14 protein-coding genes and 1 pseudogene are annotated in these 16,331 nt (G+C 74.4%); 8 read left to right on the top strand and 7 right to left on the bottom strand.

Annotation, left to right across the window (positions count from 1 at the left end; all coding sequences use genetic code 11):
• The first annotated feature begins 22 nt into the window (after nt 1–22).
• A complete protein-coding gene (locus ACFZAU_RS00075; protein WP_499603187.1) occupies nt 23–370 on the top strand; it encodes a DUF952 domain-containing protein in 348 nt (115 codons plus the stop codon).
• A gap of 55 nt (nt 371–425) precedes the next feature.
• Here ACFZAU_RS00075 and pspAB read toward each other — a convergent pair whose 3' ends face one another.
• From pspAB to ACFZAU_RS00060, 3 genes are all read right to left on the bottom strand, one after another.
• A complete protein-coding gene (gene pspAB, locus ACFZAU_RS00070; protein ID WP_500550340.1) occupies nt 426–1,010 on the bottom strand; it encodes a PspA-associated protein PspAB in 585 nt (194 codons plus the stop codon).
• Entirely contained in the window at nt 1,010–1,912 is a 903-nt protein-coding gene (gene htpX, locus ACFZAU_RS00065) for a zinc metalloprotease HtpX (RefSeq protein ID WP_499603189.1), read from the bottom strand. The genes pspAB and htpX overlap by 1 nt, the downstream gene beginning before the upstream one ends.
• 110 nt (nt 1,913–2,022) lie before the next feature.
• On the bottom strand, nt 2,023–2,985 hold the full coding sequence (locus tag ACFZAU_RS00060; RefSeq protein WP_500550339.1) for a quinone oxidoreductase family protein: 963 nt from the start codon (nt 2,983–2,985) through the stop codon (nt 2,023–2,025).
• 385 nt (nt 2,986–3,370) lie between these two features.
• On the opposite strand from ACFZAU_RS00060, the gene ACFZAU_RS00055 reads away from it, so the two are divergent.
• Nucleotides 3,371–4,288, top strand: a complete 918-nt coding sequence (locus ACFZAU_RS00055; protein ID WP_500550338.1) for a lysylphosphatidylglycerol synthase transmembrane domain-containing protein — start codon at nt 3,371–3,373, stop codon at nt 4,286–4,288.
• A 22-nt stretch (nt 4,289–4,310) separates the two neighbouring features.
• Nucleotides 4,311–5,402 (top strand): hypothetical protein, encoded by a 1,092-nt coding sequence (locus ACFZAU_RS00050; protein WP_500550337.1) that lies wholly within the window; start codon nt 4,311–4,313, stop codon nt 5,400–5,402.
• Between the two features lie 119 nt (nt 5,403–5,521).
• Here ACFZAU_RS00050 and ACFZAU_RS00045 read toward each other — a convergent pair whose 3' ends face one another.
• Nucleotides 5,522–5,785, bottom strand: a complete 264-nt coding sequence (locus tag ACFZAU_RS00045) for a cupin domain-containing protein (protein ID WP_500550336.1) — start codon at nt 5,783–5,785, stop codon at nt 5,522–5,524.
• A gap of 236 nt (nt 5,786–6,021) precedes the next feature.
• On the bottom strand, nt 6,022–7,221 hold the full coding sequence (locus ACFZAU_RS00040) for a citrate synthase (RefSeq protein WP_500550335.1): 1,200 nt from the start codon (nt 7,219–7,221) through the stop codon (nt 6,022–6,024).
• A 71-nt stretch (nt 7,222–7,292) separates the two neighbouring features.
• On the opposite strand from ACFZAU_RS00040, the gene ACFZAU_RS00035 reads away from it, so the two are divergent.
• Nucleotides 7,293–8,522, top strand: a complete 1,230-nt coding sequence (locus ACFZAU_RS00035; RefSeq protein ID WP_500550334.1) for a citrate/2-methylcitrate synthase — start codon at nt 7,293–7,295, stop codon at nt 8,520–8,522.
• Nucleotides 8,523–9,345: 823 nt separating this feature from the next.
• Here ACFZAU_RS00035 and valS read toward each other — a convergent pair.
• Complete coding sequence (gene valS, locus ACFZAU_RS00030; RefSeq protein ID WP_500550333.1) at nt 9,346–11,907, bottom strand: valine--tRNA ligase; 2,562 nt, start codon at nt 11,905–11,907, stop codon at nt 9,346–9,348.
• 106 nt (nt 11,908–12,013) lie between these two features.
• Between valS and ACFZAU_RS00025 the strand changes: the two genes are divergently transcribed.
• Nucleotides 12,014–12,490, top strand: a complete 477-nt coding sequence (locus ACFZAU_RS00025) for a MarR family winged helix-turn-helix transcriptional regulator (protein ID WP_499603197.1) — start codon at nt 12,014–12,016, stop codon at nt 12,488–12,490.
• A gap of 9 nt (nt 12,491–12,499) precedes the next feature.
• The gene (locus tag ACFZAU_RS00020; RefSeq protein WP_500550332.1) at nt 12,500–12,955 is read left to right on the top strand and encodes a universal stress protein; all 456 of its coding nucleotides are present in this window, start codon (nt 12,500–12,502) and stop codon (nt 12,953–12,955) included.
• A gap of 42 nt (nt 12,956–12,997) precedes the next feature.
• Here ACFZAU_RS00020 and ACFZAU_RS00015 read toward each other — a convergent pair whose 3' ends face one another.
• The gene (locus tag ACFZAU_RS00015) at nt 12,998–13,957 is read right to left on the bottom strand and encodes an NADP-dependent oxidoreductase (protein WP_499603199.1); all 960 of its coding nucleotides are present in this window, start codon (nt 13,955–13,957) and stop codon (nt 12,998–13,000) included.
• 214 nt (nt 13,958–14,171) lie between these two features.
• Between ACFZAU_RS00015 and trxA the strand changes: the two genes are divergently transcribed.
• Nucleotides 14,172–14,555, top strand: a complete 384-nt coding sequence (trxA, locus tag ACFZAU_RS00010; protein WP_499515391.1) for a thioredoxin — start codon at nt 14,172–14,174, stop codon at nt 14,553–14,555.
• A gap of 33 nt (nt 14,556–14,588) precedes the next feature.
• Nucleotides 14,589–16,331: pseudogene (locus tag ACFZAU_RS00005) on the top strand (AMP-binding protein); the annotation flags it as partial.

The raw sequence follows: 16,331 nt of genomic DNA, 5'->3' as shown, positions 1-16,331 counted from the left end.
ACCGGTTCCGTAGCGTGACCGCATGACCGGTGACCGCGTGACCGACGTTCCGCACATTTTGCACCTCACGGAGCGCTCCCTGTGGGAGGCGGCCCTCGCCTCGGGCAGCTACGAGATCTCGACCCGCGGCCGCACCCTGCGGCAAGAGGGGTTCGTCCACTTCTCGACCCGCGACCAGCTCCCCCGCGTCGCCGCCTTCCTGTACGGCGGCTACGAGGGCCCCGACGAACTCGTGGTGCTGGTCGTCGACCCCGCCCGGCTCGACGTCCCGCTGAGGTACGAGGCCATGCCGCCGCACGGGGAGGAGTTCCCGCATGTGTACGGGCCCGTTCCGGTCGGCGCCGTGGTGGACGTCGAGCCCTGGGGGTGATCGGCGGCCGCGCCCCCCGGGTCCCGCGCGCCCGGCCTGCTTCCGCCGCCGGGCCTCAACCGCCGAGGCCCGGCGCGCCCCAGAGCGGGAACCAGCGGGAGAGGTCCTCCTCGAGGCGCAGGTCGTCGCCTAGCAGGGCTTTGACCTGGAGCTCCAGGGGGTTGTCGCGCTTCTCCCCGGGAAGCGGGGCGAAGGGGTAGAACGAGCCGCGTTTGTAGAGGTAGACCAGCGCCAGGGAGCGTCCCTCGTCGTCGCGGAAGGCGGCCAGGGAGCAGAGCAGCTGGGGGCCGAAGCCGTGGCCCTCCAGGGCCGAGTTGACCGCGTGGAGGTCGCCGACCAGGGCCGGCAGGTCCTCGGCCGGGCGCCGGACGACCAGCCAGGTGTATCCGTACGCGTCACGCACCGACTCCACCGGGACGGCGCCCTGGCCCTCGTCCATGTCGAGGAGGGCCCGTACGTCCTGCTGGACCTCGGCGAAGGCGCCGCCCTCCACGGCGGCGAAGCACACCGACCCCACGCCGGTGGGCCGGAAGCCGGCCGCGGCCTCGAGGGTCACGGCCGCCGAGGGGAGCCCGAAGAGCCGGTCCAGGTCGGGCCTGACGGGCTTGCTGCGGCCGAGCAGCGCGTCCAGGATCCCCATCAGCGCCGCCCCAGCTCGACGGAGATCCGGCCGAGCTGCTGCAGCCGCTGCTCCAGCGTGGGGTGCGTGGACAGCAGCTGGGCCAGGCTCTGGCCGCCGGCGAAGGCGGGGACGAAGTAGAAGGCGTTGAAGGGCTCGGCCTTGCGCAGGTCCTCGGTGGGGATGCGGGCCATCTGGCCGGAGACCTTGGTGAGCGCCGAGGCCAGGACGGAGGGCCGCCCGGTGAGCAGCGCGGCGGAGCGGTCGGCGGACAGCTCGCGGTAGCGGGACAGCATCCGGGTCAGCAGGAAGCTGACGCAATAGACGAGCGCGCTGACCAGCGGGATGAGGATGACCACGAGCGCCGTGCCGGGATCGCGGCTGCTGCGGCCGAGGCCGCCCCACAGGCCGACGCGGGTGACCACTCCGGCCAGGACGCCCAGGAAGGAGGCGATCGTCATGACCGCCACGTCCCGGTGGGCGACGTGGGAGAGTTCGTGGGCGATGACGCCCTCCAGCTCCTCGGGCTCCAGCCGGCGCAGCAGCCCGGTCGTGGCGCACACCAGGGCCGCCTTCTCGTTGCGTCCGGTGGCGAAGGCGTTGGGGACGTCGCTGTCGGCGATCGCGACGCGGGGTTTGGGCATGTCGGCCAGCGCGCAGATGCGGTCGACGACACCGTGCAGTTCCGGGGCCTGCTCGGGCGTGACCTCGCGGGCGCCCATGCTGAAGGCGGCGATCCGGTCGCTGAACCAGAACTGGGCGACGAACAGCCCGCCCGCGACGATCAGGATCAGCGGCCACGCGCCACGCAGCAGCGCCAGCAGGACGCCCACGAACACGACGTAGAGCAGCCCGATCATGAACATGGTGACCACCATGCGGGTGGTCAGCCCCCGGTCGGGGGCGAAGCGGGTCCTGTCCATGGCCCCTCCCGTTCCTTCGGGCCGCCGGCCGCGGCTTCGTGCTCCGCTGTCGATTGTGCCTCCGCGCGGACGCGAACGGCGGGGGCGGAAGTGCGGCCGGCCCGTGGTGCTCAGCCTGCCGGGTCGAGGGTGAGCTTGCCGTAAGTGCGCCGGGCCCGCAGGTCCTCGTGGGCCCGGGTGACCTCGGACAGCGGGTACCTGCCGCCCTCCTGCGGCTTCAGCCGCCCGTCGGCGGTCATGGCCAGCAGCTCGGCCATCGGCTCGCGGTACATGCCGGGGCGTCCGAGGCAGTGCATCAGCCAGAAGCCGACGACGGCCCGGGAGCGGCCCATGAGCTGCGCCGCCTGGACCGGGGCCGGGGGTACGCGGGAGGCGAGTCCGTACGTCACCAGACGGCCGAAGGGGGCGAGCGCGGCCAGCGAGGCGTCGAAGACCGGGCCGCCGGTCATCTCCAGCACGATGTCGACCTTCTTGCCGCCGTTGGCCTCGACGAGCCGCTCCTTCAGCCCCGCCGCGTCCGTGGAGTCCGCCTCGATCGCGACGTCCGCGCCGAGCTCCAGCGCCAGGTCGCGCTTCTCCTTGGACGACGCGGTGGCGATGACCCGTCCCGCGCCGAACTCCTTGGCGAGCTGTACGGCGAGCGAGCCGGTGCCGCCCGCGGCCGCGTGCACGACCACCGACTCGCCCTCGGCCATGCGCGCGGAGGTGCGCAGCAGGTGCCATGCGGTGAGGCCCTGGACGACCAGGGCGAGCGCCTGGCCGTCGGTGACGCCGTCGGGCACGTCGTGGGCGAGGTACTCCTCGACGACGGCCCGCTCGGCGTAGCCGCCGTTGTCGGTGAGGGCCACGACGCGGCGGCCGCCGGCGGTGCGGCCGACCACCTCGGCGCCGGGCACGAGGGGCAGGGTGGCCTTGGAGAGGTAGGAGTTCTCCACCAGGTGCGTGTCGGCGTAGTTGACGCCCGACGAGGAGACCTCGACGAGCAGCTGTCCCGGCCCCGGCACGGGTTCGGGCAGCTCCACCTGCCGCAGTACCTCCGGCCCGCCGAACTCGGTGATCTGGATCGCGCGCACCGCGACTCCCTCCGCGTACGTACCTGTGTCGTCCGGCGCCACGATATCCCGTAACACCGACCAGTCGGTATGTGACGTCCACGAAGCTCCGGAAGGGCAGGGTGCGCACCGAGCACCGGGCACCGCACGCCGTCCTCCGACCCTCGCCCGGGGCACCACCGCCAGGAGACGGCACTCGCACCGTGTCGGTGACCCTCCCGCCGGGCGCGTCCGGTCCCGCCCCGTACCACGGGACGGCCGGACGCGCCGACGGATGAGCGGTACGGGTCGCCGCACCGTATGGTCGTGCGTAGGTACGGCCGGGGCAGCGCCGGGGAGCGCCTCGCGGCAGCGCGGGCGACCGCGGCGACCGGAAGGGCACGAACGCATGTGGCGGCGCCTCCCAGTGCGTCAGATCGTCGGTGCGGCACCGCTGTTGCTGGTGGCCCTGATCGTCCTGCGGCAGTGGCCGACGGTGGACGCCGGCACCGACCGGCTGGGTTCCGCCGACGCCGAGTGGCTGCTGGCGGCCGGGGCGGCGACGCTGCTCGCCTGGGTGTGCTCGGCGGCCGCGCAGCAGGGCGCGGTGCTGGAGCAACTGCCGGCGGGGCGTCTGCTGGCCACCCAGTTCGCCGCCTCGGCGGCCAACCACATCCTCCCGGCGGGCGTCGGCGGCAACGCCGTCAACCTGCGCTTCCTGCTGCGCTGCGGTCTGTCCCCCAGCCGTTCCGCGGCCGCGCTGACCGTGCGGGCGCTGGCGGCCTGCGTGGTACGGGTCGGGCTGCTGGCCGTCCTGCTCGCGGCCTTCCCGCACGCCCTGGACATGCGCAGGGTCGTACCCGGGCGTCCCGGGCTCACCCTCGCGCTGGCGGCCGGCGCGGCGCTCTGCCTGGTCCTGGCCGTCCTGCTCTCGGTGCGCCACGTCCGGCGCACGGTCCGCTCGTTCCTCGGCACCGTCGCCACCGACGTCCGCGCGGTGCACGGCCGTTCGGCGCGGGTGGCGGCGCTGTGGGCCGGCTCCTTCGCCTTCCCGGTGATGCACGCCGCGGTCCTGGTCGCCGTCGTGCGCTCGCTGCACGCGCCGGTGCCGGCCGCGCACGTGGCCGTGGCGTACCTGGCGGGCAGCGCGGCGGCGGCGCTGCTGCCGACCCCGGGCGGGCTCGGCTCGCTGGACGTGGCGCTGGTCCTGGCACTGGTCACCGCGGGCGCCACCGGGGTGGCGGCGACCTCCGCGGTGCTGGCGTACCGCATCGTCACCGTATGGTTGCCTCTGCTCCCGGGTGTGCTGGTGCTGGCCGCGCTGGTCCGCCGGCGGGTGCTGTGAACCGTCCGGAAAGGGAAGTCCCGTGCGTGTCCTGACCGGTCTCCTCGGCGCGCTGGTCGTCGCCGGGACCTTCTCCTCGGTGCTCCGCACACTGGTGATCCCACGGCCGACCCGGTCGAGCTTCACGCGCCTGGTGCACGCGGCGGTCCACCTGCCCTTCCAGTTCGTCGCCGACCGCTGCCGCACGCCCGAGGCCAAGGACCGCGTCCTCGCCCCGGTGGCCGCGGTGTCCATCCTCGCCAACCTGATCGGCTGGCTGGTCGCGTTCTGGGCGGGCTACGCCATGTTGCAGTCCGCGGTCAGCGACCTGCAGCCGGTCGACGCGCTGCGGGAGGCCGGTTCCTCGCTGTTCACCCTGGGCTTCGCCAGCAGCCACCACGTCGACCTCACGGTCATCGACTTCGTCGCCGCGGCGACCGGCCCGATCACCATCGGCCTGCAGATCGGCTACCTGCCGACGCTGTACGCCGCCTACTCCCGCCGCGAGGCGGAGGTGACCCTGCTGCAGGCCCGGGCGGGCAACCCGCCGTGGGGGCCGGAGATCCTCGCCCGGTACGCCCAGATCGGTCTCACGGACAGCCTCACCGAGCTGTTCCGCAACTGGGAGCGGTGGTCGGCCGAGGTGAGCGAGAGCCACACCAGCTACACGGTGCTCAGCCGGTTCCGCTCCCCGCAGCCCGACCGCAGCTGGCTGATCGCGCTGCTCGCCGTCATGGACGCCGCCGCCATGCAGCTCGCCCTCAACCCCGGCCGCCCGCAGGCCGAGGCCCGGCTGGCCCTGCGGGCGGGCTTCGTCTGCCTGCGCGACATCGCCGGGATCTGGCGGATCCCGTACGACACCGACCCCTCGCCGGACGCGACCATCCGGCTGCCGTACGAGGAGTTCGCCGCGGCCGTCGCCCACGCGGCGGCCAACGGCTACCCGCTGGAGCGCACCCCCGAGGAGGCGTGGCCGCACTTCCGCGGCTGGCGGGTCAACTACGAGGACCTCGCCTACCGGTTCGCCTACCTCTTCGACGCGGTCCCGGCCCCCTGGTCCGGCCCCCGCCGCACCCAGGAGGAGACGCTGACGCCCGTGACGCCGGTCGACCGCAAGCCGGCCGGCCGCGACTGACCGCCGGGCCGCCGGGCCGCCGCGGCGAGGCCCCACCGGTGATCACCACGGACCGCTTTCGAACCTGGCCTCGTCCGGGCTGTCCACCGGCCACGGCGGCACCGTCACCGCGACTGCCTTCAGCCCCTTTCACCTGCCCGGAACTGGAACGTCGTGCCCAGCGGTATCGTCAGGCAGACCCCCGGCTCCAGCTCCGCGATCTCCTCGTCGCCGCCTTGGCTGCGCCACATCTCCCCCGAACCCGACGTGACGAACCAGACCTCCTCCACGGTGGCGTGCGAGACGGCCTTCGCCGTCTGCCCCGGGCCGAGCTGGAACTGGGCGAAACTCGCCGTTCCCGGCAGCGCGCACAGCGGGCGCACCGCCGAGCCGTCCGGAGCCATGACTTCCTGAGCCCGGTCGACGTGTGCCGTGCTGAACCGTTCCCCCATGATGCCCCGTCCCGAGTGCGCGCAGGGGACCACGACCCGCTTCCCGTGCACGAGCGCGAGCCCCGTCCAGCGGTGAAGTACCGCAAAAGTAGCGACCGTTCGCGTCCCGCGGCGACCCCTCCGGCACGCATCCGACCCGCACGACCACCGTCGACCGGAACGCCGGGGGGCCGCGGGCCGCAGTCCCGCTACGCCGCCGGCACCGGCTGGGGCGGGACCGGGCCGACGTAGCGCGCGGCCGGGCGGATGATCTTGCTGTCCGCGGCCTGCTCCAGGACGTTGGCGCACCAGCCCACGACGCGGGCGCAGGCGAAGGTGGGGGTGAACATCTCCCGCGGCAGGCCGCACAGCTCCATGACGACGCCGGCGTAGAACTCGACGTTGGTGTGGAGTTCACGGCCGGGCTTCAGTTCCGCGAGTATCGCCTCGACCCGCGCCTCGACCTGGACGGCGAGGTCGACGAGCGGGCCGCCGAAGGAACGGGCGATCCCCTTGAGCATCCGGGACCGGGGATCCTCGGTGCGGTAGACGGGGTGGCCGAACCCCATGATCCGGTCGCCGGCCAGGACGCGCTCACGGATCCACGGGTCGATGCGGTCCGGGGTGCCGATGGCGTCCAAGGTGTCCAGCGCGCGGCTCGGGGCGCCGCCGTGGAGCGGGCCGGACAGCGCGCCGACCGCGCCGGTGAGGCAGGCCGCGAGGTCGGCGCCGGTCGAGGCGATGACGCGGGCGGTGAACGTGGACGCGTTGAAGCCGTGGTCCACGGTGGAGATCAGGTAGCGCTCGACGGCCCGGGCATGCGCCGGGTCGGGCTCGTGGCCGGTGAGCATGTGCAGGTAGTTCGCCGCGTACGGCAGGTCGTCGCGCGGTTCGACCGGCTCCAGGCCCCGGCCGAGCCGGTACAGGGCGGTGAGCAGGGTGGGCACGGCGGCGGTCGCGGCGAGGGCGTCCGAAAGCCGCTGCTCCGGGTCGACGTCGTACAGCGGGCGGAAGCCGCCGGCCGCCCCCAGCAGGGACAGCGCCGAGCACAGTCCGGCCAGGGGGCCGCCGTGCGCGCCGGCGCGGGCGACGGCCGGCAGCGCGTCGCGGACCGCCCCGGGCAGCCGGCGCAGCGGGGCGACGCGCCGGGCGAACGCGGCCCGCCCGGCGGCGTCGGGCAGCGTGCCGAGCAGCATCAGGTGCCAGACGTCCTCGAAGGTGCGGCTCTGCGCGAGGTCCACGGCCGAGTACTGGCGGTAGTGGTAGAAGCCCTCGGCGCCTCGGACGTCGCCGAGCGCGGTCTCGGTGACGACGACTCCCTTCAGGCCGCGGGGTACGTCGGGGGTGACTGGGGTGACGGGGGTGGCGGTCACGGTGGTCCTCCGGTCCTGCTGCGTGCGACTCGACATTGACCAGACCCTCCATCATTGATTCAATCCTCGTCAATATTGATTGAATCAATGTGTGATGGGATGGAGTCATGACGACGGAGGAACGGCTGAGCACGCGCGAGGCGGCCGAGCGGCTCGGGGTCAAACCGGAGACGGTGTACGCCTACGTCAGCCGCGGCCTGCTGGGCAGCACGCGCGCCCCCGGCGGCCAGGGCAGCACCTTCGACCCCGGCGAGGTCGACGCCCTGGCGCGCCGCAACCGGCGCGCGGCTCAGCAGTCCCCCGCCGACGACGGCACCGGCGCGGTGCGCACCGCCGTCACCCTCATCGACGGGGACCGCTACTACTTCCGCGGGGTCGACGCGACGGCCCTGGCGGAGCGGTACGCCTACGAGGAGGTGGCGGAGTGGCTGTGGACCGGCGTCCTGCGCCGCGGAGTGCGCTTCACCGCGCCGCCGGACGCCCTGGCCGCCGCCCGGCGGGCGGTCGCGGCGCTGCCCGGGCACAGCGGGCCGATGGACCGGCTGCGGGCCACCGCCGTCGCGGCGGCCGTGGCGGACCCGCTGCGCTTCGACCTCTCCCCCGCGGCCGTGCTCGGCGCCGCCCGCGGCCTCGTCCCCACGCTGGTCGGCGCCCTCCCGGCGGCCGGGACCGCGCACCGGGGTGAGGGCGGGCTCGCCCGGGAACTGTGGTCACGGCTGACCGACCGGCCGGCCGACGAGGCGTCACTACGGGTGCTGGACGCGGCACTCGTGCTGCTCGTCGACCACGACCTGGCCGCCTCGACCCTCGCGGTGCGCATCGCCGCCTCGGCACGCGCCCACCCGTACGCCGTGGTCTCGGCCGGCCTCGGGGCCCTCGACGGCCCGCTGCACGGCGCCGCCAGCGGCCTCGCCCACCGCATGCTGGCCGAGGTCCTCGACCGCGGCGGCGCGGCGCCCGTCGTCGCCGGCCACCTGCGCGAGGGCCGCCCCGTCCCGGGTCTGGGCCACCGCCTCTACCGGGCCGAGGACCCCCGCGCGGTCATGCTCCTGCGGCTGCTCGAGGACGTCCCGTACGCGGCCCGGGCGCTTGCGGCCGCCCGCGAGGTGGCCGCCACGACGGCCCGTCACGCCCCGGCCCACCCCAACGTCGACCTCGCCCTGGCCGTGCTCTCCGTCTCCGCGGGCATGGTCCCGGAGGCGGGCGAGACGGTCTTCTCCCTCGCCCGGACGGCCGGCTGGATCGCCCACGCCCTGGAGGAGTACGACGAACCCCCACTCCGCATGCGCCCGAACGGCCACTACGTGGGACCGCGTCCCCCGCAGCCGGTGCCGTAGCCGTTCGGGTCGGGCGGGTGCGGGTGGGACTCGGGGCCGCGCCGGTGGGTCGGCTGTCCCGCCGTCTCGCGCCCTTCGGGCGCACAGCGCCGGCTGCGGAGGGGGAGGGTGGGGAGCCTGCCTTGTGTGCGGTGTGCGGGTGGGTGGGCGGCGCGGGTTCAGGCGCCGGAGCGGGGTGGGTTGTTCGTCCGGTCCCGGTCTCGTTGCCGTCCGCGGGTATAGATGGCCGCTGACCACGCCCACCCTTGGTGGGTGGCGCGCCCGCCGTAACCGGCGTCTGCGGGTGATTCCCCGATCCGACATCGGGCTCTGTTCCGACGTCCATACCGTCGAAAGCGAGCCCGATCTCCCGCCGACCGCCCGACGACACCCCGAACCACCCCCAGTTGCGGGTGCTTCCCCGACATCGGGCCCTCTTCCGACGGCTATACCGCTGCAAGCGAGCCCGATCTCACCCGGCTCAAAGATCGGGCCCGCTTTCGACGTCCATACCGTCGAAACAGAGCCCGATCTCCCGCCGACCGCCCGGGCAGCACCCCGAAGCACCCGCAGACGCGGGTTACGGCGGGCGCGCCCACCACCCACGGATGGCGTGGAAGCGGCCATCTATACCCGCGGACGGCAACGAGACCGACACCGCCGGAAAGGCGACCCGCTCCGGCGCCTGAACCCCAGCCCCGCACCCACCCGCACACCGCCGACAAGCCCCGGACCCCCACCCTCCCATCCGCAGCCAGCATCTTTGCGCCCGAAGGGCGCGAGACGGCGCGACAGCCGAACCACCCACCCGCACACAATCATCGGGCCGGCAACGCGGGACCGGTCAGGAGGCCGCCTCCGGGAGGCGCACCTCGTACGTCAGGCCGTCGCCCGGTGCCGTGCGGCGTTCCACGGACGCCGCGCGGGCCGCGGCGCGGACGTCGGCCTCGGCGAGGGCGAAGTGCGCCAGCGCGCGGGCGGGGCCGGTGACGAGGAGCGCGCCGACCTCGGCCCTCATCGACAGCCGCGCCTCGGACTTCGCCCTGCGGACGGCGGTGATCGCCTCCCGCGCGGTGGCCAGGACACGCGGGTCGCCGTCCCCGGCGAGGGCCCGCAGCGCGTCCGCGTCGGGCCACTCGGCGCGGTGCACGGAGCCCTCCCGCCACCACGACCAGACCTCCTCGGTGGCGAAGGGGAGGAAGGGCGCGAACAGCCGCAGCAGGACGGACAGGGCGGTGGCCAGCGTGGCGAGGGCGGAGGTGTCGCCCTCGTACGCACGGGCCTTGACCAGCTCGACGTAGTCGTCGCAGAAGTCCCAGAAGAAGGACTCCACCCGCTCCAGGGCGCGGGCGTGGTCGAAGTCCTCCAGGGCGTCCGTGGCGGCGCCGACGGTCGACGCCAGGGCCGCCAGGAGGGCGCGGTCCAACGGCGCGGTGACCGCCCCGGCGCCTGCCTCGGGCAGTGCGCCGGAGGTGAGCACGAAGCGGCCGACGTTGAGGACCTTGACGGCGAGCCGGCGGCCGATCCTCATCTGCCCGGTGTCGAAGGCGGTGTCCGTGCCGGGCCGGGCGGCGGCCGCCCAGTAGCGGACGGCGTCGGAGCCGTACTGCTCCAGCAGGTCGCCCGGGGTGACCGCCTTGCCCCGGGACTTGGACATCTTCTTGCGGTCCGGGTCGAGGATCCAGCCGGAGATCGCGGCGTGCCGCCACGGCAGCACGTCCTGCTCGGCGTGGGCGCGGACGACCGTGCCGAACAGCCAGGTACGGATGATCTCGTGGGCCTGCGGTCGCAGGTCCATCGGGAAGACCTTGGCGAACAGCTCGTCGTCGGTGCCCCATCCGGCGGCGATCTGCGGGGTGAGCGAGGAGGTCGCCCAGGTGTCCATGACGTCCGGGTCGCCGGTGAAGCCGCCGGGGACGCCCCGCTGCTCCTCGCGGTAGCCGTCGGGGACGTCGGTGCCGGGGTCGACGGGCAGCGCCGGCTCGCCGGGGACCAGCGGCCTGTCGTGGACGGGCTCGCCGGCGTCGTCGAGGGGGTACCAGACGGGGACGGGGACGCCGAAGTACCGCTGGCGGCTGACCAGCCAGTCGCCGTTGAGCCCTTCGACCCAGCTGTCGTAGCGGACCCGCATGTGCCCGGGGTGCCAGCGCAGTTCACGGCCGCGCGCCAGAAGCCGCTCGCGGAGGGCCTCGTCGCGTCCGCCGTTGCGCAGGTACCACTGGCGGGTGGTGACGATCTCCAGCGGCCGGTCGCCCTTCTCGTAGAACTTGACGGCGTGGACGACCGGTTCGGGCTCGCCCTCCAGTTCGCCGCGCTCGCGCAGCATCCCCACCAGCCGTTCGCGGCCGGTGTGTGCGGTGGCGCCGGCCAGGGCCGCGTACGCCTCGCGGGCCCGCGCCGTCCGCAGGGCGGCCGGCGGCACGGGCAGGAAGCGCCCGTCGCGGCCGAGGACCGCCCGGGTGGGCAGCCGCAGTTCGCGCCACCAGGTGACGTCGGTGGTGTCGCCGAACGTGCAGACCATGGCGATGCCGGTGCCCTTGTCCGGGTCGGCCAGCCGGTGCGCGTGGACGGGGACCTCGACGCCGAGGACCGGGGTCGTGACGGTGGTCCCGATCAGCTCCCGGTAGCGCTCGTCGTCGGGGTGCGCGACCAGGGCGACGCAGGCGGGGAGGAGTTCGGGCCGGGTGGTGGCGACGACGACCCGGCCGCCGTCCGGGCGGTGGAAGGCGAGCCGGTGGTAGGCGCCGGGCCGCTCGCGGTCCTCCAGCTCCGCCTGGGCGACGGCGGTGCGGAAGGTGGTGTCCCACAGGGTGGGCGCCTCGGCCGAGTAGGCCTCGCCGCGCGCCAGGTTGCGCAGGAACGCGCGCTGGGACGCGGCGCGTGAACGGGCGCCGACCGTCCGGTAGGTGAGCGTCCAGTCGACCGACAGGCCGAGTCGGCGCCACAGTTGCTCGAAGATCCGCTCGTCCTCGGCGGTGAGGAGTTCGCACAGTTCGATGAAGTTCCGCCGGGAGACGGGTCGCCGGTGGGGGCCGGCGGGCTCGGGCGGGGTGAATCCGGGGTCGTACGGGAGCGAGGGATCGCAGCTGACCCCGTAGTGGTTCTGGACCCGGCGCTCGGTGGGCAGGCCGTTGTCGTCCCATCCCATGGGGTAGAAGACGGTCTGCCCGCGCATGCGCCGGTAGCGGGCGACGGTGTCGGTGTGGGTGTAGGAGAAGACGTGGCCGATGTGGAGCGATCCGCTGGCCGTGGGCGGCGGGGTGTCGATGGAGAAGATCTCCTCGCGCGGCCGCGACCGGTCGAAGCGGTGTACGCCCGACTCGTCCCAGCGCCGCGACCATTTCTCTTCGAGCCCGTCGAGGGAGGGCTTGCCGGGGACGTCGTGATGACGAGGCGGGGGGTTCATGCCGTCCCATGGTAGGCAGCCGGGCGTCCGCCGCCGAACGATTTGTCCACGGGATCATCCGTCTCACCGATGATTCGCCAACGGACCTTTTTGCTAGGCTCGGACCATGTCCACGGCATCCGCACCCGACTTCACCGGGCTGCTGCAGTTCGCCAGCCACGCCATGACGAACCGGCTGGCGGCCGCGCTGGCCGAGGTCGGGCTCACCCCCCGCGGGTACTGCGTGCTGCTGCACGCGCTCCCCGGCGAGCTGACGCAGGCTCAACTCGCGGAGATCTCCCAGCAGGACAAGACCACGATGGTGGTCACCATGGACGAGCTGGAGCGGGCCGGCCTCGCCGAGCGGCACCCCGCCCCCACGGACCGCCGGGCCCGCGTCATCACCGTCACCGGGCCGGGCCGGGAGCTCGTCGCCCGCGGCGCGGAGATCACCGCCCGCGTCCACGGCGACCTGCTGGCGGCCCTCCCCGAGGACGAACGGGCGGTCTTCGCCTCCGCGCTGCAGCGGCTGGTGGACGGTCATCTCGCCGCGGCCGCGGATTCCCCACGTCCGGTACGGCGCGCGCGGCAGTCGCGCAAGTAGGCTCGGAACGTGAGCGACAAGGCGGCTTTCGAGCGGGGCACCGACGGTCCCAAGGTGATCGTGGCGGGACTGGACGGATCGGAGTCGTCGTGGCGCGCCGTGGCGTACGCGGCGGGGCTGGCGCGGCGCCAGAACGCGCTGCTGGCGATCGTGTACGTGCAGCCGGTCCTGGCGGCGGGGGCGGCCTTCGGCGCCCCGGTCGCGGAGGCGACCGCCGAGATCGCCGACCAGCTGAAGGCGGAGATAGAGAAGGCCGCCGCGCGCTTCCAGGCGGTGTCGAGCCTGCGCTGGGAGTTCCACACCTTCATCGGCGACCCGTTCAGCGGGCTGTCGCAGGCCTCGGACGAGCTCAAGGCCGACGCGGTCGTGGTCGGCGCGTCCGAGAAGGCCGGGCACCGGATCGTGGGCTCGGTCGCGGTGCGGCTGGTCAAGGCGGGCCGCTGGCCGGTCACGGTCGTCCCGTAGGGTCCGCACGCCGTCCCGGGCGGGACGGCGGCGCAAGGGGTGTCAGGCCCCGTCGGTGACGTGGATGACGACCTTGCCGCGGCGGTGCTCGTGCTCCAGCGCCTCGTAGGCGGCGCGCGTCTCGGTGAGCGGCACCACCCGGTCGACCCGTGGCGTAAGTTTGCCGCCGTCGATGAGCCGGGAGACCGCCTCCAGGCCCGCCCGGTCCGGCTCGACGACGAAGAAGACGCCGCGGGCCCCGTGCGCGCGGGCGGCCTCCGGGTCGGGCGGGGACACGATGCTCACCAGCAGGCCTCCGGGGCGCAGCACCGACCAGGAGCGGTCCTGCGTGTCGCCGCCGACGGCGTCGAAGACCACGTCCACGTCGGCCACCTCGTCCTCGAAGCGGCTGCCGGCGTAGTCGACGACCCGCCGCGCGCCCAGTCCCGCGACGAAGCCGGCGTCGCGGGCGGCGGCGGTCGCCGTGACCTGCGCGCCGAGCGCGGCGGCGATCTGGACGGCGAAGGAGCCGACGCCGCCCGCCGCCCCGTGGACGAGGACGTGCCGACCCGGGGTGACCCCCGCGTGCCGGGCGAGCGCCTGCCAGACGGTGAGGGCGGCGAGCGGGACCGAGGCGGCCGCGTCGTGGCCGATCCGCCGGGGTTTGGGGGCGAGGATGCCCGCGGGGAGGGTGACGTACTCGGCGGCGGCTCCGTCGTGGACGAAGGGGATCAGCGCGTAGACGGCGTCCCCCACCCGCGGGGTGATCACCCCGGGCCCCACGTCGGCGACCACGCCGGAGACCTCGTGCGAGGGGATGGTGGGGGTACGGTCGCGTCCCGAGCCGTCGAAGCTGTCGGTCCAGGTCGCGTCCCAGTCGAGCTCCCCCGGGGTCACGGAGGCGGCCCGCACGGCGACGAGGGCCTCGCCCGGGTCCGGCTCCGGGCGGGGCGCGGTCTCGTAGCGGAGCTGTTCGGGGCCGCCGCGCCGGTGGGCGCGTACGGCGTGCATCGTCGTCACCATCGGCCGCTCCCGTGGTCGCTCGCGCGCCTGCCCGGCGGGGGCGGCGGACGTCCCCGCCCCTCCAGGATCCGGCCCCGCCCGGCTCTCGGCATCCCCTTCCGCGACCGGCTGTGCAGGACGCGCCCGGGGGGCGGCGTTCGGAATAGCGCAGCGCTGCCTTCGGTTACGGTCAGTGGGTCCCGACCGACGGCACCCGGAAGCAGGTAAGGGAAGCATGAGCACTGTTGAGCTCACCAAGGACAACTTCGACGAGGTCGTCGGCAACAACGATTTCGTCCTGATCGACTTCTGGGCGTCCTGGTGCGGCCCGTGCCGGATGTTCGCCCCCGTCTACGAGTCGGCCGCGGAGAAGAACACCGACCTCGTGTTCGGCAAGGTCGACACGGAGGCGCAGCCCGAGCTGGCCGCCGCGTTCCAGATCCAGTCCATCCCGACGCTGATGATCATCCGTGACAAGGTCGCCATCTTCTCCCAGCCCGGCGCGCTGCCCGCGCCCGCGTTCGAGGACCTGATCAAGCAGGCCCGCGACCTGGACATGGACGAGGTCCGCAAGTCCATCGCCGAGCAGGGTGCCGACCAGGAGGCCCCGAAGGCCTGACACCTGACGGAGTGTCAGCTATGGTGCGGCCGCATGAGGCGCACCATGGCGGAGTTCGTCGAGGGCCAGTGGGGCGATCCGCGTCCCGGGCTGCTGTACGGGGAGCACCGGCTCCGTCGCGGCCGCCTCCGCCGCCCGCGCGGCGCTCCTGGCCGGCCTGCTGCCGCACGGCGCCGAACCGCACATGGGGGTGCTCCTGGGCAACGTCCCGGAGTTCCCGCTGTGGCTCGGCGCCGCGGCGTGCGCGGGGGCCACCGTCGTGGGGATCAACCCCACCCGGCGCGGTGCGGAACTCGCCCGCGACATCACCCACACGGAATGTGCGCTGCTGGTCACCGAACGCGCGCACCTGCCGGCGCTGCGCGGGCTCGCCCTCCCCCTCCCCCCGGAACGCCTCCTGGTCGTGGACGACCCGGCGTACCCGGCCCTGCTGCGCCCGTACGAAGGCGCCGCTCCGCCGCGGCGGGCGGATACGCCCCGGCACCCGGCTCATGCTCTGCTTCACCTCCGGCTCGACGGGCGCCCCGAAGGCGGTGGTCGTGTCCCAGGGCGGGCTCGCCGACGCGGCCGCCTCCCTCAGCGGCTTCCTGGACCTCGGTCCCGACGACGTCCACTACCTGTGCATGCCGCTCTTCCACGGCAACGCCGTGATGGCGGGCTGGGCGCCCGCCCTCGCGGGCGGCGGCGCGGTGGCGCTGCGCCGGGCCTTCTCCGCCTCCCGCTTCCTGCCGGACGTACGCGCCTACGGGGCCACGTACTTCACCTACGTCGGGCGCGCCGTGCAGTACCTGCTCGCCACCCCCGAAACGCCCGACGACCGCCGGCACCGGCTGCGCCGGGGCTTCGGCACCGAGGCCGGGGCCGTGGACGCGGCCCGGTTCGCGGAGCGCTTCGGCGTGACCCTCACCGAGGGCTACGGCTCCTCCGAGGGCGGGGCCGCCCTGCAGCGCTCACCGGGCACGCCGCCCGGCGCGGTCGGACGTGCCGCGCCCGGTACGGACCTGGCCGCGGTGGACCCGGCGACCGGTGCCGAGCGGCCCCGCGCCGTCCTCGACGCGGCGGGCCGGCTGCTCAACGGCGACGAGGCGATCGGCGAGATCGTCAACCGCGGGCCCTCCCGCTTCGAGGGCTACTGGCGCAACCCCGAGGCGGTCGCCGCCCGTACCCGCGACGGCTGGTACTGGACCGGCGACCTCTTCTTCCGCGACGCCGACGGCTGGTTCCACTTCGCGGGCCGCACCGACGACAGGCTGCGCGTGGACGGCGAGAACCTGGCCGCCGCGGTCGTCGAGAACGTCCTGGCCCGCTTCGACGCCGCCGCGGCCGTCGCCGTGTACGCCGTGCCCGACCCCGTCTCGGGCGACCAGGTCATGGCGGCCCTGGCCCTTCGCAAGGGTGCCGCCTTCGACCCCGGCGCCTTCGCGGCCTTCCTGGCCGCGCAGCCGGACCTCGGCACCAAGTCGGCGCCCCGTTTCGTACGGGTCGTGCCGCGCATGCCGGTCACGGCCACCAACAAGGTGTGGCGGGCCGCACTGCGCCGCGAGGGCTTCCGCTGCCCCGACCCCGTGTGGTGGTCCCGGCCCGGCGAGGGGCCCTGCGGCACGGCGTACCGCCGCCTCGACGCCGCCGGCCTCGCCGCCCTGCTGGAGCGCTACCGCGCCCAGGACCGGGCGGGGCTCCTAGGGCGTGTCGTCAAATGCCCGCCTGCCCAGCGACGCTCCCCCAGCTGCGCTGGGAGGTGCCCCCAGGCACGGCACTCCCCCAGCTCCGCTGGGA

The organism is Streptomyces sp. NPDC008238 (assembly GCF_042956445.1).
GTDB lineage: Bacteria > Actinomycetota > Actinomycetes > Streptomycetales > Streptomycetaceae > Actinacidiphila.
Note: the sequence above shows the minus strand (reverse complement) of the source record. Positions and strands in the feature narration are given on the sequence as shown.